Annotated in this window: 20 protein-coding genes, 3 pseudogenes and 1 other annotated feature; of the genes and pseudogenes, 22 read left to right on the top strand and 1 reads right to left on the bottom strand. The window is 39.8% G+C overall.

What is annotated here, in order from left to right; genetic code table 11:
- Positions 1 to 439 precede the first annotated feature (439 nt).
- From JCM10596_RS17125 to rsmI, 11 genes and pseudogenes are all read left to right on the top strand, one after another.
- A complete protein-coding gene (locus JCM10596_RS17125; protein ID WP_051541361.1) occupies positions 440 to 646 on the top strand; it encodes a sigma factor G inhibitor Gin in 207 nt (68 codons plus the stop codon).
- A gap of 109 nt (positions 647 to 755) precedes the next feature.
- Positions 756 to 2,213: an aminotransferase class I/II-fold pyridoxal phosphate-dependent enzyme gene (locus JCM10596_RS17120; RefSeq protein ID WP_025028183.1), complete on the top strand. Its 1,458-nt coding sequence runs from the start codon at positions 756 to 758 to the stop codon at positions 2,211 to 2,213.
- Positions 2,214 to 2,249: 36 nt separating this feature from the next.
- Positions 2,250 to 2,891, top strand: coding sequence for a dTMP kinase (gene tmk, locus JCM10596_RS17115; protein ID WP_025028182.1), 642 nt, complete (start codon positions 2,250 to 2,252; stop codon positions 2,889 to 2,891).
- 41 nt (positions 2,892 to 2,932) lie between these two features.
- On the top strand, positions 2,933 to 3,262 hold the full coding sequence (gene darA, locus JCM10596_RS17110) for a cyclic di-AMP receptor DarA (protein WP_025028181.1): 330 nt from the start codon (positions 2,933 to 2,935) through the stop codon (positions 3,260 to 3,262).
- A 20-nt stretch (positions 3,263 to 3,282) separates the two neighbouring features.
- A pseudogene (locus JCM10596_RS28870) lies at positions 3,283 to 3,716 on the top strand (DNA polymerase III delta subunit-related protein); the annotation flags it as partial.
- Between the two features lie 45 nt (positions 3,717 to 3,761).
- Positions 3,762 to 4,259 carry a DNA polymerase III subunit delta' C-terminal domain-containing protein gene (locus JCM10596_RS30415; protein ID WP_369345664.1) on the top strand — a complete coding sequence of 166 codons (498 nt, stop codon included), beginning with the start codon at positions 3,762 to 3,764 and terminating at the stop codon, positions 4,257 to 4,259.
- A gap of 3 nt (positions 4,260 to 4,262) precedes the next feature.
- The gene (locus tag JCM10596_RS17100; RefSeq protein WP_025028180.1) at positions 4,263 to 5,105 is read left to right on the top strand and encodes a PSP1 domain-containing protein; all 843 of its coding nucleotides are present in this window, start codon (positions 4,263 to 4,265) and stop codon (positions 5,103 to 5,105) included.
- A gap of 30 nt (positions 5,106 to 5,135) precedes the next feature.
- Positions 5,136 to 5,492, top strand: coding sequence for a DNA replication initiation control protein YabA (gene yabA, locus JCM10596_RS17095; protein WP_025028179.1), 357 nt, complete (start codon positions 5,136 to 5,138; stop codon positions 5,490 to 5,492).
- A gap of 293 nt (positions 5,493 to 5,785) precedes the next feature.
- Positions 5,786 to 6,538 (top strand): tRNA1(Val) (adenine(37)-N6)-methyltransferase, encoded by a 753-nt coding sequence (locus JCM10596_RS17090; RefSeq protein ID WP_025028178.1) that lies wholly within the window; start codon positions 5,786 to 5,788, stop codon positions 6,536 to 6,538.
- A complete protein-coding gene (locus JCM10596_RS17085; protein WP_025028177.1) occupies positions 6,531 to 6,806 on the top strand; it encodes a GIY-YIG nuclease family protein in 276 nt (91 codons plus the stop codon). The genes JCM10596_RS17090 and JCM10596_RS17085 overlap by 8 nt, the downstream gene beginning before the upstream one ends.
- A complete protein-coding gene (rsmI, locus tag JCM10596_RS17080) occupies positions 6,787 to 7,686 on the top strand; it encodes a 16S rRNA (cytidine(1402)-2'-O)-methyltransferase (protein ID WP_025028176.1) in 900 nt (299 codons plus the stop codon). The genes JCM10596_RS17085 and rsmI overlap by 20 nt, the downstream gene beginning before the upstream one ends.
- 140 nt (positions 7,687 to 7,826) lie before the next feature.
- Here the strand turns inward: rsmI and JCM10596_RS17075 are convergent, their stop codons facing one another.
- Entirely contained in the window at positions 7,827 to 8,114 is a 288-nt protein-coding gene (locus JCM10596_RS17075) for an AbrB/MazE/SpoVT family DNA-binding domain-containing protein (RefSeq protein WP_025028175.1), read from the bottom strand.
- 376 nt (positions 8,115 to 8,490) lie between these two features.
- Positions 8,491 to 8,736: a binding site (T-box leader), on the top strand.
- Positions 8,737 to 8,791: 55 nt separating this feature from the next.
- Between JCM10596_RS17075 and metG the strand changes: the two genes are divergently transcribed.
- The 11 genes and pseudogenes from metG (at position 8,792) to JCM10596_RS17015 (ending at position 18,442) form a co-directional block, all read left to right on the top strand.
- A complete protein-coding gene (metG, locus tag JCM10596_RS17070; RefSeq protein WP_025028174.1) occupies positions 8,792 to 10,771 on the top strand; it encodes a methionine--tRNA ligase in 1,980 nt (659 codons plus the stop codon).
- Between the two features lie 13 nt (positions 10,772 to 10,784).
- Entirely contained in the window at positions 10,785 to 11,549 is a 765-nt protein-coding gene (locus JCM10596_RS17065) for a TatD family hydrolase (RefSeq protein ID WP_025028173.1), read from the top strand.
- A gap of 178 nt (positions 11,550 to 11,727) precedes the next feature.
- The gene (locus tag JCM10596_RS26165) at positions 11,728 to 12,798 is read left to right on the top strand and encodes a resuscitation-promoting factor (RefSeq protein WP_025028172.1); all 1,071 of its coding nucleotides are present in this window, start codon (positions 11,728 to 11,730) and stop codon (positions 12,796 to 12,798) included.
- Positions 12,799 to 12,987: 189 nt separating this feature from the next.
- On the top strand, positions 12,988 to 13,563 hold the full coding sequence (gene rnmV, locus JCM10596_RS17055) for a ribonuclease M5 (protein ID WP_025028171.1): 576 nt from the start codon (positions 12,988 to 12,990) through the stop codon (positions 13,561 to 13,563).
- Positions 13,559 to 14,434, top strand: a complete 876-nt coding sequence (rsmA, locus tag JCM10596_RS17050) for a 16S rRNA (adenine(1518)-N(6)/adenine(1519)-N(6))-dimethyltransferase RsmA (RefSeq protein ID WP_025028170.1) — start codon at positions 13,559 to 13,561, stop codon at positions 14,432 to 14,434. Before rnmV ends, rsmA begins: the two co-directional genes overlap by 5 nt.
- A gap of 56 nt (positions 14,435 to 14,490) precedes the next feature.
- Positions 14,491 to 15,306 (top strand): sporulation peptidase YabG, encoded by an 816-nt coding sequence (gene yabG / locus JCM10596_RS17045; RefSeq protein WP_051541359.1) that lies wholly within the window; start codon positions 14,491 to 14,493, stop codon positions 15,304 to 15,306.
- Positions 15,307 to 15,521: 215 nt separating this feature from the next.
- The gene (gene veg, locus JCM10596_RS17035; protein WP_025028168.1) at positions 15,522 to 15,800 is read left to right on the top strand and encodes a biofilm formation stimulator Veg; all 279 of its coding nucleotides are present in this window, start codon (positions 15,522 to 15,524) and stop codon (positions 15,798 to 15,800) included.
- A 143-nt stretch (positions 15,801 to 15,943) separates the two neighbouring features.
- Positions 15,944 to 16,126 (top strand): small, acid-soluble spore protein, alpha/beta type, encoded by a 183-nt coding sequence (locus tag JCM10596_RS17030; RefSeq protein WP_025028167.1) that lies wholly within the window; start codon positions 15,944 to 15,946, stop codon positions 16,124 to 16,126.
- A gap of 169 nt (positions 16,127 to 16,295) precedes the next feature.
- A pseudogene (ispE, locus tag JCM10596_RS26160) lies at positions 16,296 to 17,155 on the top strand (4-(cytidine 5'-diphospho)-2-C-methyl-D-erythritol kinase).
- A 65-nt stretch (positions 17,156 to 17,220) separates the two neighbouring features.
- Positions 17,221 to 18,059, top strand: a pseudogene (gene purR, locus JCM10596_RS26155) (pur operon repressor).
- Positions 18,056 to 18,442, top strand: coding sequence for a RidA family protein (locus JCM10596_RS17015; RefSeq protein ID WP_025028166.1), 387 nt, complete (start codon positions 18,056 to 18,058; stop codon positions 18,440 to 18,442). Before purR ends, JCM10596_RS17015 begins: the two are co-directional and overlap by 4 nt.
- Positions 18,443 to 18,524: the final 82 nt, after the last annotated feature.

Genomic DNA, 18,524 nt, shown 5'->3' with positions numbered 1-18,524 from the left:
AGCGTATAAGAATTTATAAGATTTTAGGGATCGAGAGATCCCTTTTTAAGTTTTCTGATAAAATTGGAGACAGAAAATCCGCGAACAGAGTGGAAGAGATCCAATGTTAGACTAGAGAGGACAAGCTAGGCAGGAATACCTGCCGAAATGGAAGTTAAGCGATGAGCGTTGGAATGGAGGATAGGTATTCCCCTGCCGTCAGTTTGAGGTATTAAGCTTCATAAAAACACAAAACAAAAAGGACTCGGGCATTGCCGAGTTTTTCTTATGCACTTATCGAATCGAAATCATTATAATAATATAGATCAAAAAATAATCCCAAAAAATAAAAATAAATGAATAATGAGAGTATGAAATGGGCAAAGGATTTCCATAATGAAGAATAGATAGCGGGATGTGGCAAATTGAAACCATTACATGGGGAAACGGAGGAGTAGAAATGAATCAGTCTGAACTTCAAATAAAGAAGAAACAAAACACGACTTGTATTGTTTGCTCAAAAGAACATCATATTGGTATTCATATATGGGATCATTTTATTTGTAAAGAGTGTGAAGGTGAAATGGTAAGTACAGATGTGGTAGATGAAAAGTACCCTTTCTTTATTAAACAAATGAGAAAAATATGGTTAAAAGAAAATGCTTAAAGCAGAGATCTTAAAGTCTCTGTTTTTTTACGTTCACAATCAGTGTAAAATAGATAACAAGAATCATGTAGAATCATGACGGAGAACCAAATACAAGGGAGAAAACTCAATGAAGCATATACGGAGAGAAGCTCCTATTCAACGTGCCCTAATGGAATTTGCTGAAAAGCAGCCTAAGCGTTTTCATGTACCAGGGCATAAAGGAGGACATTGCATTCAGCCTAATGCGTATCCAACGCATCAGACAGTCATGAAATGGGATGTTACGGAACTAACGGGCTTGGATGATTTACACCATCCTGAAGGAATGATAGCGGACGCTCAAATGCTGGCAGCCCAAACTTTTTTTGCTGAACAGACATTTTTCTTAGTCAACGGGAGTACGGTTGGTAACATCTCTATGATTTTAGCGACCATGAATCGCGGAAAGCAGGTCCTAGTTCAGAGAAACAGTCATAAATCTATTTTTCATGGACTGGCATTAGCGGGCGCAGAAGCTATATTTCTAGAACCCGAAGTGTGCCCCACTTTCGCGGTTCCCATTGGCTTACATGTTGAAACGGTAAAACAAGCAGTGGGAAAATATCCTAAGGCTAAAGGACTTATATTAACCTATCCCAACTATTATGGAATGGCTGGGGATATACAAGAAATGGTTGAATATGTTCACCACAAAGGACTTTTTGTCCTAGTGGATGAAGCGCATGGTGCTCATTTTGGACAGTATACAGGATTACCTCCGTCAGCCATGAATCTAGGAGCGGATATCAGTGTTCAATCGACTCATAAAATGCTAACCTCGATGACCATGACTTCGATGTTACATGTGCAAGGCAATAGGGTGAGTAGAGCTGATTTGAAGTATTATTTGCAGAGCTTGCAATCCAGTAGCCCTTCCTATCCGTTAATGGCATCATTAGATTTGGCTCGTCAGTTCATTCAGGATAGAACCGAGGATGATTGGAGATTAAGCATAGCTGAGTATGAGGAACTAAGGACTCAAATAGGACAAGCTGGGTATGTAGCCTCTTCCCTTATTGTTCAGGAAGCAAATCAGTTTAGGGTAGAGATGGACCCATATAAACTGACGATTCGCTCCATAGAAGGGTTATCTGGTTATGCTTTACAAGAACGATTAGAGCAAAAAAACATCTATTGTGAAATGGCAGATCCTCAAAATATTTTACTTACTTTACCATTAGACCCTGTTGAAGAGTGGAATCAGGCGTTGGTGCAGGAGCTACAAAATATTTATGTCCAACATAAGCCGAAGACATATGTTGAACCTCATATCAGCATAAGTTCGAAGCACAAAGAAGGGAAAATAGGACAGCCTATTGTGATGAAGAGCTATAGAGAGCATGAACAACAGGAGGTCCTCTTCTCCTCCTCGATCGGCAAAATAGCGACTGAAATGATCATTCCCTATCCTCCAGGAATCCCCCTTATATTATCTGGTGAAAGAATCACTTCAGAAGCGATTCAGAGCATTACCCAGCTTCAAGAAAAAGGTGCTTATTTTCAAGGGAAAAATAGAGGATTTAAGACGATAAAAGTGGAAGTATAGAATAAGGAAATGAAGCAATCAAGGAGACAGAAGATCGTGAATGGATTATTTATCACTTTTGAAGGTCCAGATGGATCAGGAAAATCAACACAATTACAACGACTTGTTGAGTTCTTACAAGAAAGAAACATCGACTTTATTAAAACCAGGGAGCCTGGGGGAACGACAATAAGTGATTTAATTAGACAAATTATTCTAGATCCAGAGCATACGAAAATGGCATCAAAAACAGAAATATTGCTCTATGCTGCTTCTAGAGCTCAGCATGTTGAGGAAGTGATTAAGCCAGCCCTGCAACTGGGGAAAGTAGTTGTTTGTGATCGCTTTGTAGATGCAAGTATAGCTTATCAAGGATATGGCTTAGGCTTTGGAGAAGAGATGATCCAAGAAATTAATCGCTTCGCCACTGGAGGGTTAACACCAGACCGAACGTTTCTCATTGATGTATCTCCAGAAATCGGGAGAGAAAGAATGAAGGCGAGGAACGCTCAAGAATTTAATCAATCCTTAGATCGCATCGAGCAAAAAGAATTGGACTACCATCAGAGAGTGCGTCAAGGCTTCTTAGCCCTAGCGAAAAGTGAGGCAAGAATCAAATTAGTGAATGGAGCCGAATCGATAGAAATGATTCAAGAGCTTATTAGAGAAGACATTCAGCAACTTTTGAGAAACAGATAGGGCTGATAAATCATATGATAACCGTATAGGAGGTGTCGGCTATGAAATTGGTCATTGCAGTAGTGCAGGATAAAGACAGTAACCGCTTATCAAGTGCGCTTGTTAAGAAGGATTTTAGAGCTACCAAGCTAGCCAGTACAGGAGGCTTTCTAAAAGCAGGAAATACTACTTTTCTAATTGGAATTGATGATGACAAAATGGATGAGGTACTTGAAATAATTAAGAAAAACTGCCAGTCTCGTCAACAATTAGTCGCTCCAGTTTCTCCTATGGGAGGAAATGCGGACTCTTATGTGCCCTATCCCGTTGAAATACAAGTGGGTGGTGCCACTGTGTTTGTTGTCGATGTGGAGAAGTTTGAACAATTCTAGGAGGATACAAGGAGCTAACTATGCAATTTGAAAACACGACACAGCCCCATATGATGGAATGGATCACGAAAATTATTGCCAAAAATCGCTTAGCTCATGCTTATCTTTTTGTGGGGAAAAAAGGAGCTGGGAAGAAAGCTTTGGCTCTTTTTTTTGCTCAAGCCCTATTTTGTATTCAAAGAGAGGATCAAATGCCTTGTGGTCAGTGTCACGAGTGCCAACGAATTCGAAATAGAAACCATCCTGATGTGCATTGGGTTGAAGCAGAGGTACATCCATCAAAATTGATCAGGTTCGTCAATTACAAAAGGAATTTTCATATCGTGGTGTAGAAAGTAGCCGAAAGGTATATATTATAGATCGCATTGAAACGATGACTGTCCAAGCCTCAAACAGCCTCCTTAAATTTTTAGAGGAGCCCCATTCTGGAACCGTGGCGATCCTCTTGACGGAACATCGCCATCGCTTATTACCAACGATTATCTCTAGATGTCAAGAGATGACGTTCTATCCACCTTCTCCTGAACAGCTTATGGAAGTATTATCTCCTGAATATGGACTAGCTATAGCAAAAACAGCCTCCCACATAACAACAGATTTGGAAGAGGCACGTAACCTTTGCCAATCAGAATGGTTTGCAGAACTAAGAAATTTAATGATACAATTAGTAGAAGAGATTCTGCAAAACTCTTCAAAGGCTTTTTTTCATGTACAGGATAAATGGTTGAAAGTTGCCAAAGAAAGAGAACAAATCGATATAGCGTTAGAGTTTCTTTTGTTTTGGTATAAAGATCTCATGTATACAAAATGCCATCTAACGGATAAATATATAAATATTGATTCAGTAGAAAAGTTAAATAAGCAGGCGCTATTACTGTCTCAGGAGAGAATTACTAGGGGAATTGAGGCTATACTAAGTGCCAAAAAGCGCCTTTATGCTAATGTTAACCCACAACTCCTTCTAGAGCAATTAGTGCTTCGTTTAAAGGAGGGATAAGCGATGTTTAAAGTCATTGGAGTTCGATTTAAGAAAGCTGGAAAAATCTATTACTTTGATCCAGATCAATTTGATATAGAGAAGGACCAATTTGTGATTGTCGAAACGTCTAGAGGAATTGAGTACGGAAAAGCCGTGACGATGATTAAGGAAGTCAATGAGGATGATGTGGTTCTCCCACTGAAAAAGGTGCTGAGAATTGCAGATAATAAAGACAAGCTCCAAGTAGATGAGAATAAAAGCTCAGCTAAGGAAGCCTTTCATATTTGTGCGGAGAAAATACACGAGCATGAGTTAGAAATGAAGCTTGTTGATGTGGAATATACGTTTGATCGTAATAAAGTGATCTTTTACTTTACGGCAGAGGGGCGAGTTGACTTTAGAGAATTGGTCAAGGATTTGGCAGCTATTTTTAGAACACGGATTGAACTTCGACAAATAGGAGTAAGAGACGAGGCTAAAATGCTTGGTGGAATCGGTCCATGTGGTCGTGTATTGTGCTGCTCATCCTTCTTAGGGGATTTTGAACCTGTTTCCATTAAGATGGCCAAGGACCAGAATTTATCTCTGAACCCTTCAAAAATCTCTGGGTTATGCGGTCGCTTGATGTGTTGTTTAAAATATGAGAATGATCAATATGAATCGGCAATTAAGGATTTACCGGACATAGGTGAAACCGCGAATACGCCGTTAGGCAGAGGTCGAGTGGTAGGTCTGAATATCTTAGAGAAATTGGTTCAAGTGGAGCTGGCAGAGCCAGAGAGAGTGATTGAGTTTACCCTTGACGAACTGATTGGAGAACAGGTAAAACTAGAGGCAGTAGGCAATCAATTAGTCGAAGATTAGGGTGATGGGATTTAGGACGGGGTGGATATAGTGGATAAAAAAGCGTTATATGACCATGTAGTACATCTTGAACATCAGATAGAAGAACTCCATCAAAATATAGGTAATATTAAACAAATAGTGGCCAAGCTGATTGAAGAAAATAATTACCTAACACTAGAAAACAAACACCTCAGAGAACGACTTGACGAAAAGGTAAAGGAAGAAATTACTCCACCAACTGATGTTGAGAATCTAGATAAAAATCATAAAAAACAGTTAGTTGGAGAAGGCTATGACAATCTAGCTAGACTTTATCAGGAAGGGTTTCATATATGTAATTTACATTATGGAAGTGTTCGACGTGAAGGAGATTGTCTATTTTGCCTCTCATTTTTAAATAAGTAAGAAAAGCTTCTATTGAAGCCCTTTCGAAGATGTCGTCTAGTCCTTCTTTAGAGGAAGCTTTCACAGCAACTGCATAAGTGACGCTAAGCGACAACGTCGCAAGTCGTCCTATATCATGCTGCCAGAAAGTATAAATTTTTGTTATAAAGATTATACAAAAATTTATACTTTCTTATTCAGTAAGAAAGGAGTCTGGGGAACAGACTCTTTTTTCACATAGAAAAACAGAATAGCGATTGTTTGTAGGCCAACGATTGTTAGTATTATTACATAGAAGATAAAGGAAGAAGAATATGGAAGTAAAACTACAGCAGAATGAACGTATGGATTACCTATTAACCAATGATTTAAAAATCATTCAGAGCCCAGAGGTTTTTTCTTTTTCAATGGATGCCGTATTATTAGCTAAATTTGCTTCTATTCCTTTAACTAAAGGGAGAATGATGGATTTGTGTACGGGAAATGGAGTGATTCCTCTCCTGCTTAGTGCTAGATCTAAGGCTAAGATTGAAGCTGTTGAAATTCAGGATAGACTATTTGATATGGCGAACAGGAGTGTGGCTTTAAATCAGCTTCAAGACCAGATTACGATTCATCATATGGATTTGAAGGAGGCCCCGCAAAAAATAGGGCATGGGCTGTTTGATTATCTTACCTGTAATCCTCCTTATATGCCTGTGGTTACAGGAGAACACCATCAGAATGAGCACTATGCTATTGCCAGACATGAAATCATGTGCAGCTTAGAGGATGTGATTAAAGTTTCTGCACAATTACTGCGTCCAGGAGGCAAGGCTTGTTATGTACACCGTCCGAATCGTCTCATGGATATCCTCACACTGATGAGACAATATCGACTTGAGCCTAAGCGTTTACGCTTTGTTCATCCTAAGCGCCATAAGGAGGCGAACATGGTGTTAGTAGAGGGAATGAAGGATGCCCAACCAGATTTAAAGCTGCTTCCTCCTCTCGTGGTTTACGATGATCATAATGAGTACACGAGTGAACTTCAGGAAATATACTTTGGAGCTCCTAAGCATGAGTAAGCACTTTGTCTACATCATTCAATGCAAGGATCATAGCCTCTATACAGGCTATACAAACGATATAGAGCGCCGACTTCACCTGCATGAGATAGGGAAGGGGGCTAAATATACAAGGGGTAGAGGTCCTTTTCAGCTAAAGTATGTAGAAGAATTTGAAGATAAATCGACTGCCTTAAGAAAAGAAGCAGAAATAAAGAAGCTTTCAACGATACAAAAAAGGAGACTCGTTGAGAAAGGAGTCCATAATCATGAGCTGGAATCAACATAGTTATGCTATAAAAGAAGAGGAGGGATGCTTATTTCTCGTCCCTACACCAATTGGAAATTTACAGGACATGACTTTTCGAGCGGTAGAAACCCTAAAAGAAGTTGATTATATTGCTGCCGAAGATACAAGACAATCAAGAAAGCTACTCAATTATTTTCAGATTGAAAAACAACTGATTAGCTATCACGAGCACAATAAGGAGAAGAAAGGGCTAGAAATTCTTGAAGATCTCAAAGCAGGGAAAAGAATCGCCCTTGTAACGGATGCTGGAATGCCTGGAATATCCGATCCTGGTGAAGACCTAACTCGGCTAGCCACAGAGGCTCACATCTCTGTTGTCGCTTTGCCTGGGGCGAATGCAGGTCTAACCGCCTTAATAGCCTCTGGATTATCAACCAAAAGATTTGTGTTTATCGGGTTTATCGATCGTCAAAAGAAAAAAAGAGAAGAAGAGCTTGTTGAGCTAAAATATATCACTCAGACCCTTATTTTTTATGAAGCACCGCATCGTTTAAAAGAAACGTTAGCGTCGATGGAAAAAGTGTTGGGAGCAGATCGCAGTGGAGCCATCGTCAGAGAAATTTCCAAGAAACATGAAGAATACATTAGAGGCTCATTAGGGGAATTAGTTGAATGGAGTGAACGAGAAGAAATAAGAGGGGAATTTTGTATTATTATTCAAGGTAATGAAAATCAAGAAGAGCTTCAACAGCTGCAAAAAGAGAAGGAAGCCACTTTGTGGTGGAAGGATTTTTCTATTGTGGAGCATGTTGATTCTTATATAGAACAAGGGTTAGATGTGAAAGAAGCGATCAAGACCACAGCGGTTGATCGAGGAATGCCGAAGCGTGAGGTATATCAAGCCTACCATGTTACGTAAAAAATGAAATGTATATTTATTCAATTCCAAGACGTGTCAAAGGACAAAAAAGGACCTGTATGATCTCATAGTGTAGTGGCAAAAGAATGCCACCACATGAGTCATACAGGTTTTATTAAAAAGGCTATGAGTAACTAAAATTAAGATTGCTTTTTCAAGTAATTTTCTAAAGTTGGTAAGATATCAGTAATCGCTTCAGGACTTAAGATGATTTTACCATCATTTAGTACTAGGTTTTCTTCATTGATTTTTCCTGTGATCATACAAGCCATACGAGGCTCGTACTTTCTAAGAATAATTTTTTCACCATCTACATAGATTTCTAGTGCGTCTTTCTCACCAATTCCTAGTGTACGGCGAAGCTCAATTGGGATAACAACTCTTCCTAATTCATCAACCTTACGAACAATACCAGTGCTTTTTAACATGTTACATTTCTCCTCTCGGCTTTTAAAAGTTTATTTTTGTTTTTATAAATATCGTCAATTTTCGACATTTTTTCTCTACCCACATAATACCAAGCATTTTATAACTAGTCAATCACTTTTTTTACAAAAAAAGGTTCACTTTTAAAAAAAAATTAAAAAATTCGACAAAAAGCCTATTTTACAAGGTTTTTTCGACATATTTTTTTTTTGTAAACTCCCATTGTTTGGTATATTCCCATTAATATGATATGATAAACCACACATCTATAAATTTTTTTTTTAGCGGTTCTCTCCTTGACAAAACAAGGATGGTTTCGTTATATTTTGGGATAGAATGAGAAGGTTCAATTCAAGCAAGTAGAAAAAATAACATACATTTTTTTCGATGAGCAGATGAGTACATGATGTTCATTTAATGCAGAGAGCTGGGGTAGCTGAAAACCAGTTTAAATGGAGCATGGAAGATGGTCTGGGAGAAATAAGATTCGAGGGCATGAGTATAGCCTAAGGGTTTTACGTATTTTCCGCGTTAAGGAGATCAGTCATAGACTGAATGAGCCTGCTTTTGTGAGAAAGTAGGGAAATTTGGGTGGTAACACGTGAGTCAACTCTCGTCCCTTTGTGGAAGAGAGTTTTTTTATTTTACCAAAAAAATAAATATGGGAAGGTTGAAAAAAATGAGTCAAAAGGAAACGTTTTATATTACAACTCCAATTTATTATCCATCAGACAAACTACATATTGGGCATGCGTATACCACGGTAGCCTCTGATGTCATGGCGAGGTACAAACGCTTACGAGGATACGATGTGATGTACCTAACAGGCACAGACGAACATGGACAGAAGATTGAACAAAAGGCAGCGGAAAAAGGAGTAACCCCTCAACAATTTGTAGATGAGATTGTAGCTGGGATCAAAGAATTGTGGAATAAGTTAGATATTTCTTATGATGATTTTATTCGAACAACAGAGGAGCGTCATAAAACAGTTGTACAAAAGATTTTTCAGCAATTATTAGATCAAGGGGATATTTATTTGGATGAATATGAAGGCTTGTATTGCACTCCCTGTGAATCCTTTTGGACGGAAAGACAAGCCAAAGACCAGAAATGTCCTGACTGCGGAAGACCTGTTGAGCTAGTAAGAGAAAAGAGTTATTTTTTCAAAATGAGTAAATATGCGGATCGGTTACTACAGTTCTATGAAGAAAATCCAGAGTTTATTCAACCTGAATCGAGAAAGCATGAGATGATTAATAACTTTATTAAGCCAGGTTTGGAGGATCTGTGCGTTTCACGTACTACTTTTGATTGGGGAGTGAAGGTACCCAACCAACCAGAGCATGTTATTTACGTCTGGATTGATGCGTTAACCAATTATATTACGGCACTAGGATATCGCTCAGAGAATCCAGAGCTAGAGAAAAAATATGAGCGTTATTGGCCTGCGAATGTTCATGTGGTAGGAAAAGATATTGTTCGCTTCCATACAATTTACTGGCCTATTATGCTGATGGCTTTGGATCTTCCATTACCTAAAAAAGTATTTGCGCACGGCTTCTTCTTAGTAAAGAATGAAAAGATGTCAAAATCCAAAGGGAATGTTGTGGACCCAGTCACTTTAATTGATCGATATGGCTTAGATGCTTTCCGTTATCATATGCTGCGGGAAGTTCCTTTTGGTGCGGATGGGGTCTTTACTCCAGAGGGGTTCATTGACCGGATTAATTCTGACCTAGCAAATGATTTAGGAAACCTGTTAAATCGTTCTGTAGCTATGATTAATAAATATGTTGAAGGAAAAATTCCTCCTTATGTAGAGGGAGCTACTGAGTATGATCATTCTCTCGTGCAGCTTGTTTACGAAACAAGGGAAAAGGTAGAAAAAGCCTTAGAAAAAATGGAATTCTCCATTGCACTAACAGCTATTTGGCAGCTAGTGAGCAGGACCAATAAATATATTGATGAAACGCAGCCTTGGGTTTTGGCGAAAGATGAAGCAAATCAATCAACTCTAGGGTCAGTCCTCTACCATTTGGTTGAAACAATTCGTCATATCTCTATTATGATCCAGCCATTTATGACTCAGGCGCCTAAGAAAATATGGGCACAATTAGGTTTAGCAGAAGGGAAGGAGACCTCGTGGGAGAGTCTTTCCACTTTTGGAATGATCCAAGCTGGAACCCAGGTACAAACAGGACAACCTATCTTTCCTAGATTGGATGTTCAGGAAGAGGTTGCTTATATCCTAGAAGCCATGGGTGGGGCGGTTACACAAGAGCCAAAGAAAGAAAAAGAAGAGAATGAAGCTGTGATTGAAAAGCCAGACGTTGAAGAAATCAGCATTGATGATTTTATGAAAGTGGACCTACGAGTGGCTGAAATCATTCAAGCTGAGAAAATCAAAAAGGCAGATAAGCTGTTAAAGATCCAGTTGGATTTAGGCTATGAAAAAAGACAAGTGGTTTCAGGAATCGCCAAATACTATACCCCGGAAGAACTGATTGGGAAAAAAGTAATCTGTGTGACAAACCTAAAGCCTGTAACGTTGCGTGGTGAGCTTTCTCAAGGAATGATTTTAGCAGGATCGGCGGGAGATACATTACGTTTAGCCACTGTAGAACCAACCCTTCCTAACGGTTCCAAGGTGAAGTAAGGAGAAATGAAGCATGTTATTTGATACACACACACACTTAAACGACGAAGCTTTTTCAGCGGATCGAGATGAAGTGATGCAAAGAGCCCTTGATGAAGGGGTTTCTTTGCTTGTCAATGTAGGATTTAATCGTCAGACGATTCCACAAACACTGGAACTAGCAGAAAAATACGATTTTGTCTATGCCGCAGTGGGGTGGCATCCCCATGATGCGAAGGATATGAAGGAAGAAGATCTTGCTTGGATCGAAGAATTATCTGCTCACAAAAAAGTAGTAGCCATTGGTGAGATGGGATTAGATTATTATTGGGATAACTCTCCTCGTGATGTTCAGAAAGAGGTTTTTCGTCAGCAGATTGCCCTTGCCAAAAAGGTGAAAAAGCCGATTATTATTCATGATCGTGATGCCCACCGAGATGTTGTTGACATCTTAAAGGAAGAAGGGGCTAGCGAAGTGGGAGGTGTCATGCATTGTTTCGGTGGAAGCGTTGAAATCGCCAAAGAATGCTTGGATCTCAACTTTTATATTTCTTTTGGAGGTCCCTTAACCTTTAAAAATGCCAAAAAGCCGAAAGAAGTGGCGATGCAAATCCCTTTAGATCGAATCTTAATCGAAACAGATAGCCCTTATTTAACGCCTCATCCTTATCGAGGCAAACGGAACGAATCTAGTTATGTAAAGCATGTGGCTCAGAGCTTAGCTGAGCTAAGAGGCCTCTCCTACGAAGAGGTTTGTCGAATCACAATGGAAAATGGAAAAAGGCTCTTTAACATTTGACAGAATTCCTGTTCTATCTAGCAAGTTGCGTACATACCCTATATTTGTCGATGAAATATTCTTGCTATTAGGATCCTCTTCCCATAATATGTAATAGATAGAAAGTTATATTGCAATGTTTGACTTTTCACAATCATTCATGTAAAATGACTAACTTGAAAGGGAGGAGAAACCGAAAATGGTACGAAGGAAACTGAAAGTCCTGTTAGATCAGGCAAAAAACCTGAATCAGACAAGGATCCTACTTGTTTCTTTTCTAGCAAGTGCATGTCTATTCATGACAGCCTTTGGTTTGTACACTCAGCTTCGAGTCCAAGTCAGCATAAACCTAGATGGAATAGAACAAGAAGTTAGAACTCAAGCTCAGACTGTTGAGCAGTTATTACAGGAATTACAGGTCCCATATACAGAACACGATCTAATTGAACCAGGAATTGATACAGAAATTACAGCAGGTATGCATATTGCTTGGAAGAAAGCAGTACATATTACTTTTTATCGCTATGGGGAAGAGGAAGCTCATTGGACAACGGCAGATACTGTCGAGGAGTTCTTACAAGAGATTGACCTTCCACTTCAGGAAGGAGATATCTTATCTCTAGAGCCCCAATCTGCAATTAGTGATTCTATGAGCTTTGAACTAAATCATTTGGCACATGAGATAGTGGATGAAGAGCAAGTAGTACCTTATCAGACAATTCGAAAGAATGATTCTGCTCTATTACAGGGTGAGGAGAAGGTTGTGACGCGAGGCAAAGCTGGTAAAGCTAAGCATCAATTTCTCTTAACGCTCAAAAACGGAGTTGTGATTGAGCGACGTCTAGTCGAAACGACGGTCATTGAAGAGCGCAGAGATGAAATCATTGCTGTGGGTACAAAAACAGCCGTGTCACGAGGAAATTATATTTTTTCACCTCGATCGATTTTAGAGAATGTAGTACTAACGGCGTACTCGGCAGGAGTCGTATCCACAGGGAAACAACCTGGGGACTCAGGATATGGTATTACAAGGAGTGGCTCAACAGCTACACAAGGTCGAACCATAGCCGTAGACCCTAATGTGATCCCCTTAGGCACATGGGTCTATATTGAAGGGATAGGCTTGCGTCGCGCTGAAGATACGGGAAGTGCCATCAAAGGAAAGAAGATTGATCTTTACTTTGATGATCATACAACGGCAACTAAGTTTGGACGCAAGAAAGGTTTTAAGGTTTATATTATTGGTAAGAAGAAACCAGACAAGAAATAAGAGGGCTTTAGCTCTCACATGTCATAAGCAGCAAAAATATGATAGCATGTAGGGAAGAGATCCCTACATGCTTTCTTTACTGAATAAGAAAGTATGGTAGATGACATCTTCGAAAGGGCTTCGGTAGAAGCTTTTTTTATGGGGTAGAAAAATAAAACATAGAATCTGGTATAAGGGATGTTAGGCAGGATGAAAATAAGTGAAATGATCGTAGTAGAAGGAAGAGATGATACGGTAGCTATCCAGAGATCCGTTGAAGCCGATACCATAGAAACAGGTGGCTCAGCCATTAACAAAGAAAAGCTAGAGCGTATTCGGTTAGCCCAAGCACGAAGAGGCGTGATTATATTTACAGACCCGGACTATCCTGGTGAGAGAATTAGAAAAATCATTGAGCAGAATGTCCCAGGTTGTAAACATGCTTTTTTACCTAGGGAAAAAGCAAGATCCTCTAAGGGTAAATATGGCATAGAACATGCCCAGCCAGAGGATATTCAAGAAGCTTTACGAAGAGTAAAGCGAACAGAAATAGAGCATGCTGAACATCAGCAAGAATTTACGTTAAGTATGGTGGAACTCCAAGCCCTAGGACTTGTAGGTGCACCTGATTCACAAGCTCTGAGGGAGAGCTTGTCTAAAATAATAGGAATAGGGTACTGCAATGGCAAACAATTGGCCAAACGAATACAAGCGTTTCGTATTCAACACGAAGAATTTGAGCAAGCCTACAATCAGGCGATAAAGGAGGTTAGGGGCATTGATTAGTAAAGATATTGCCACGCCCGTAAGAACGAAGGAAATTCTACAAAAGCATGGCTTCACATTTAAAAAAAGCTTAGGACAGAACTTCTTAATTGATACCAATATATTGCAACAAATAGTCCAAGCAGCGGGAGTTACGAATAAGAAGGCTGTGATTGAAGTGGGTCCTGGAATCGGTGCATTAACTGAGCAAATTGCCAAATCGGCAGGACAGGTTCTTGCTTTTGAGATTGATCAGAGATTGCTCCCCATCCTTCAAGAAACCTTAGCGCCTTATCCTCATGTGAAGGTGGTTCATCAGGATATCTTAGAAGCAGATATAGGCAGAATAATCGAAGAGCAGCTTACAGAGTATGAAAGCCTCAGTGTCGTAGCGAACCTACCCTATTATGTAACCACGCCTATTTTATTTCATTTACTAGAATCTGGAGTACGTTTTGAGCATATTGTCGTGATGATTCAAAAAGAAGTGGCAGAGCGGATTGCGGCTAAGCCGGGGACAAAGGACTATGGTTCTCTTTCCATAGCTGTGCAATATTATGCTGAATCAAAGGTGGAAAAAATCATTCCTAAGACGGTCTTTATTCCACAGCCTAATGTGGACTCAGCCGTACTTAAATTAACGCTGAGGGACAAGCCTCCAGTACAGGTGAATGATGAAGCTTTTTTCTTTCGATTAATTAAAGCTTCTTTTGCGCAACGAAGAAAAACATTACTAAATAACTTACTTCATAATTTAGTGGCAAAGGATCAAAAAGAGGAGCTCCTTCAGTTACTTGATCACGTGCAGATCGATCCGACTCGGCGAGGCGAAACCCTGACTATGGAGGAATATGCGCGCTTAAGCAACGAGCTGCAAAAAATAGTGGGTTAAAGCCAGCACCCCATTCGTCTATAGTACATATGCTAGTGCTATAGGAGGGGTGGTTGATGTTTCAGGTTGGTGATGTAGTTGGACGTAAATCATACCATGCGGATGTCCACTTCCGCATTATCTCGATCAGTCGAGAGAAGGGTACCGCAGAACTAAAAGGGATCGATATGCGCCTATGTGCCGATGCACCTTTGACAGATCTCGTAAAAATAGAAGATGACTATAGAGGAAAGATGCAAGAGCAGGAAATGAAAAGGACCTCCAGCTCCATCAAAGAGCTTCGTAGCAAAAGGGAGCAGGGAGAGGCATACTTCGAGCTCCCAGGGCGTGTCCTACATATCGATGGAGACGCGAACTACTTAAAAAAGTGTCTTGGAGTCTATCGTGAATTAAATATTCCTGTTCATGGAATTCATATATCAGAGAAGGAAATCCCTGATCGAGTGTTTTCGCTGCTAAAAAAAATAAAACCTGATATTCTGGTGATGACAGGGCATGATGCTTATAGTAAGTCAAAAGGGGATAAGAACAATATTAAGGCGTACCGGCATTCCTGTTTTTTTATGGATGCTGTTAGAAGAGCACGGGAATATGAGAAAAATCGAGATAATCTTATTATCTTTGCTGGGGCATGCCAATCTTACTTTGAAGGGCTTATACAAGCCGGTGCTAATTTTGCCAGCTCCCCAGAAAGAGTCAACATTCATGCTTTAGATCCAGTATATATAGTGGAGAAGGCTTGTTATACATCGATCAGCAGGATCATAAGCATCAAAGATATTTTTCAATATTCTTTGTCTGGCAGTGCAGGTTTAGGAGGCTTTGACACGAGAGGAACCTTAAGGACGGGAAAACCAAAAATGGAGGAGTAGCAAGCATATGCTATTTAAGCGTGTGCTTATTATTTTTGCAAAAAAAGGGAAAATAAATAAGAATTTAGATAAAAAAATACATACTTTCTCAAGAATTAGGTAAATATATAAAAAAGATTGTTGACAAATGTTTTGTCCACTTGCTATAATTATCAATTCGTTTGACAATTTAGTACAGGACATGCTATAATTTTCATGAGCGAGGTGGTAGTCAAATGGGAAGAAACGCGTTAATTGATATAAAGCGCAATTTAGATCAACACATCGGACAAAAGATTATGTTAAAGGCAAACGGTGGTAGGAGAAAGACCGTTGAACGTTCCGGTGTCCTTGAAGAAACCTACCCTTCTGTATTTATAGTAAAGCTAGATGAAGAAGAAAACACGTTTAAGCGTGTATCTTACAGCTATGCAGATATATTAACTGAAACTGTAGAGCTAACAGTTTGTCAGGATGAAAATGATCATGTTCGTATCACTTATGTAAAGCAGTAGAGCTTCCTTCTACTGCTTTTTTACGTTCCATCCCTTGCTCTAAACCAGCTCGTATAGAAAAGCAAGCCCATGTATTGGGATGCGTACCTTTAACCAACCTGCACATACTAATCCTGATCGTTCTATTCTTAGGAGGGGATCTTATGAGCAGAAGACGAGGGATCATGTCCGAGCAGTTTAAGGAAGAGCTTGCGAAGGAATTAGGCTTCTATGATACCGTTCAGCGTGAGGGCTGGGGAGGTATTCGGGCAAGGGATGCTGGAAACATGGTCAAAAGAGCAATTGAAATTGCTGAACAAAGTCTTGCTAATCAAACCCAAAAATAGAGCGATTGTCGGGGCAGCCGCCCCGGCTTTTTTTGCTAAAATAGAAAAAGCAATCGCACGATATCTGCCAATTCATTATCATCTACTGAATTGGCTGGTCATTATGTGTGAGGAATGATAAAATATTAAAGCAATATTGGGGAAAAGTGGTGAAAATCATAAATATGAAATTATCGATAAAGCACCTGCCAAAATTAATTTAACTCTTGACGTGTTATACAAGCGAGAGGACGGGTTTCATGAGGTGGAAATGGTGATGACAACGATAGACCTTGCCGATCGAATTGAACTTGCCTTGCTGGAATCCAACACGATCAAGATTGATTGCTCCGCTAGCTTTGTCCCGACGGATGAAAGAAACCTTGCCTATCAAGCCGCTAAACTGCTTAAAGAACGCTTTCAAGTAGACAAAGGCGTTTCTATATATATACAGAAAGAAATTCCAGTTGCTGCTGGTTTAGCTGGAGGAAGTAGTGATGCCGCAGCAACAATTAAAGGTCTCAATCAACTCTGGGATCTTGGATTGACTATGGATGAGATGGCTCCATTGGAGCAGAACTTGGCTCAGATGTGCCTTTCTGTGTATATGGAGGTACAGCTCTAGCCACAGGCAGAGGAGAAAAGATTGAGAAGCTTCCGCCGCCGCCGCCTTTTTGGGTGATCCTGGCTAAGCCTCCGATCGGAGTTTCAACGGGCAATGTCTATGGGAAGCTACAAATAACGAAAGAAACCAAGCATCCAAATACTCAAAACATGATTGAAGCGATAACGACAAGAGATTTTGCTGCGATCACTCAAGAACTAGGAAACGTCTTAGAGTCCGTGACATTAAAGGAGTATCCACAGGTATTACATATTAAAGAACAGATCAAGCGCTTTGGTGCGGATGGTGTGTTGATGTCTGGAAGTGGTCCTACTGTTTATGCCATTACTCAGAAAGAGTCTAGAGTTCATCGCTTATATAATGGATTGAAGGGCTTCTGTAAAGATGTTTATGTGGTGCGCTGTTTAGGGGAAAGAAAGACTTGATAAAAGCCGTACTTAAATGATATATTACCCTCATAATATTCGGTTTTTTTGAAAGAAGGTTCAGGATGAAAAAAATTCGAAGAAGTGCCAGAATTGCAGATATGACTCAGCATTTATTGGAACGGCCAAATGTTCTCATTCCCCTCACCTTTTTTGCGGAGCGCTATAGCTCAGCTAAGTCATCTATAAGTGAAGATCTCCAAATTATCAAGGAGGTTTTTGAACTGGAGGGGTTAGGGGAACTACGAACTCTTCCCGGAGCAGCTGGAGGAGTGAAGTACATACCTAAGATTAGCTTGGAAAAATGCAAGGAATGGGTGACCGAAATGCTAGAAGGTCTTTCTGATCCCACGCGTTTGTTACCCGGCGGATATCTCTATATGAGTGATTATCTTAATCAACCTCAATATGTTAACAGGCTGGGCAAGATCTTTAGTTCGCTATTTACCGACAAAGAAATTGATTATGTCATGACCGTAGAAACCAAAGGGATTCCCTTGGCTTTTGCCACAGCGCAATATCTGAACGTCCCCGTGATCATTGTCCGTAGAGATAATCGAGTCACAGAGGCTCTGTGGTAAGTATTAATTATATTTCGGGGTCTAGTAAAAGGATTCAGACGATGTCCCTGTCACGCAGAGGGTTAAAAGAGCATTCCAAAGTGCTTATCATTGACGATTTTATGAAAGCAGGTGGCACCATTCGTGGAATGATGGATTTATTACAAGAATTCAAAGCGGACGTCGTAGGGACATGTGTCTTAGTGGAATCTGAATCCGAGGAACAGAGGCTTGTAGACAATGTCATTTCTCTTATTCAGCTTAATGAGGTAGATATAAGAGATAAAAAAATTCTGATTCAGTTAGGCAATTTATTTCAAATGATGGAGGGTGTTCATTCATGAGCGAAATGAAAAAAATGATTCAAACCGATCAAGCACCTCAAGCAATCGGTCCCTATTCACAAGCTGTACAAATCGGTTCTTTTGTCTATACCTCAGGTCAAATTCCTTTGACTAAGGAGGGTATCTTAGTTGAAGGTGGAATGAAAGAGCAAGCCACACAGGTATTAGAAAACTTAAAAGCGGTTTTACAAGAAGCAGGCTGTTCTTTCTCAGATGTCATTAAAACGACCGTATTTATTAAAGATATGAATGAATTTGCTGAGCTAAATGAAACCTATGCTGCCTATTTTGGTGAAGCGAAACCAGCTCGATCTACCGTTGAAGTGGCACGTTTACCAAAGGATGTAAAAGTAGAAATAGAGTGCATTGCCTATAAATTTTAAAAAACTATAAAAATATGTAAATTTTTTTCCGATAAAAGGAGGATTTTTCCCCACCTATGTTGAAATCTTATGTCAAGACTCT

It is taken from the genome of Caldalkalibacillus mannanilyticus JCM 10596 (genome assembly GCF_000615945.1).
GTDB lineage: Bacteria > Bacillota > Bacilli > Caldalkalibacillales > JCM-10596 > Bacillus_AT > Bacillus_AT mannanilyticus.
This window is presented reverse-complemented; position numbering and strand designations above follow the sequence as displayed.

Excerpts from the sequence above, each read along its gene's own strand:
- darA (WP_025028181.1), top strand. The coding sequence starts at position 2,933 with ATGAAATTGGTCATTGCAGTAGTGCAGGATAAAGACAGTAACCGCTTA.
- yabG (WP_051541359.1), top strand. The coding sequence starts at position 14,491 with ATGTTTCAGGTTGGTGATGTAGTTGGACGTAAATCATACCATGCGGAT.
- JCM10596_RS17015 (WP_025028166.1), top strand. The coding sequence starts at position 18,056 with ATGAGCGAAATGAAAAAAATGATTCAAACCGATCAAGCACCTCAAGCA.
- JCM10596_RS17100 (WP_025028180.1), top strand. The coding sequence starts at position 4,263 with ATGTTTAAAGTCATTGGAGTTCGATTTAAGAAAGCTGGAAAAATCTAT.
- rnmV (WP_025028171.1), top strand. The coding sequence starts at position 12,988 with ATGAAAATAAGTGAAATGATCGTAGTAGAAGGAAGAGATGATACGGTA.
- JCM10596_RS17120 (WP_025028183.1), top strand. The coding sequence starts at position 756 with ATGAAGCATATACGGAGAGAAGCTCCTATTCAACGTGCCCTAATGGAA.
- JCM10596_RS17125 (WP_051541361.1), top strand. The coding sequence starts at position 440 with ATGAATCAGTCTGAACTTCAAATAAAGAAGAAACAAAACACGACTTGT.
- JCM10596_RS30415 (WP_369345664.1), top strand. The coding sequence starts at position 3,762 with ATGACGTTCTATCCACCTTCTCCTGAACAGCTTATGGAAGTATTATCT.
- JCM10596_RS17090 (WP_025028178.1), top strand. The coding sequence starts at position 5,786 with ATGGAAGTAAAACTACAGCAGAATGAACGTATGGATTACCTATTAACC.
- JCM10596_RS17075 (WP_025028175.1), bottom strand. The coding sequence starts at position 8,114 with ATGTTAAAAAGCACTGGTATTGTTCGTAAGGTTGATGAATTAGGAAGA.
- rsmI (WP_025028176.1), top strand. The coding sequence starts at position 6,787 with ATGAGCTGGAATCAACATAGTTATGCTATAAAAGAAGAGGAGGGATGC.
- JCM10596_RS17030 (WP_025028167.1), top strand. The coding sequence starts at position 15,944 with ATGAGCAGAAGACGAGGGATCATGTCCGAGCAGTTTAAGGAAGAGCTT.
- veg (WP_025028168.1), top strand. The coding sequence starts at position 15,522 with ATGGGAAGAAACGCGTTAATTGATATAAAGCGCAATTTAGATCAACAC.
- JCM10596_RS17085 (WP_025028177.1), top strand. The coding sequence starts at position 6,531 with ATGAGTAAGCACTTTGTCTACATCATTCAATGCAAGGATCATAGCCTC.
- metG (WP_025028174.1), top strand. The coding sequence starts at position 8,792 with ATGAGTCAAAAGGAAACGTTTTATATTACAACTCCAATTTATTATCCA.
- JCM10596_RS17065 (WP_025028173.1), top strand. The coding sequence starts at position 10,785 with ATGTTATTTGATACACACACACACTTAAACGACGAAGCTTTTTCAGCG.
- JCM10596_RS26165 (WP_025028172.1), top strand. The coding sequence starts at position 11,728 with ATGGTACGAAGGAAACTGAAAGTCCTGTTAGATCAGGCAAAAAACCTG.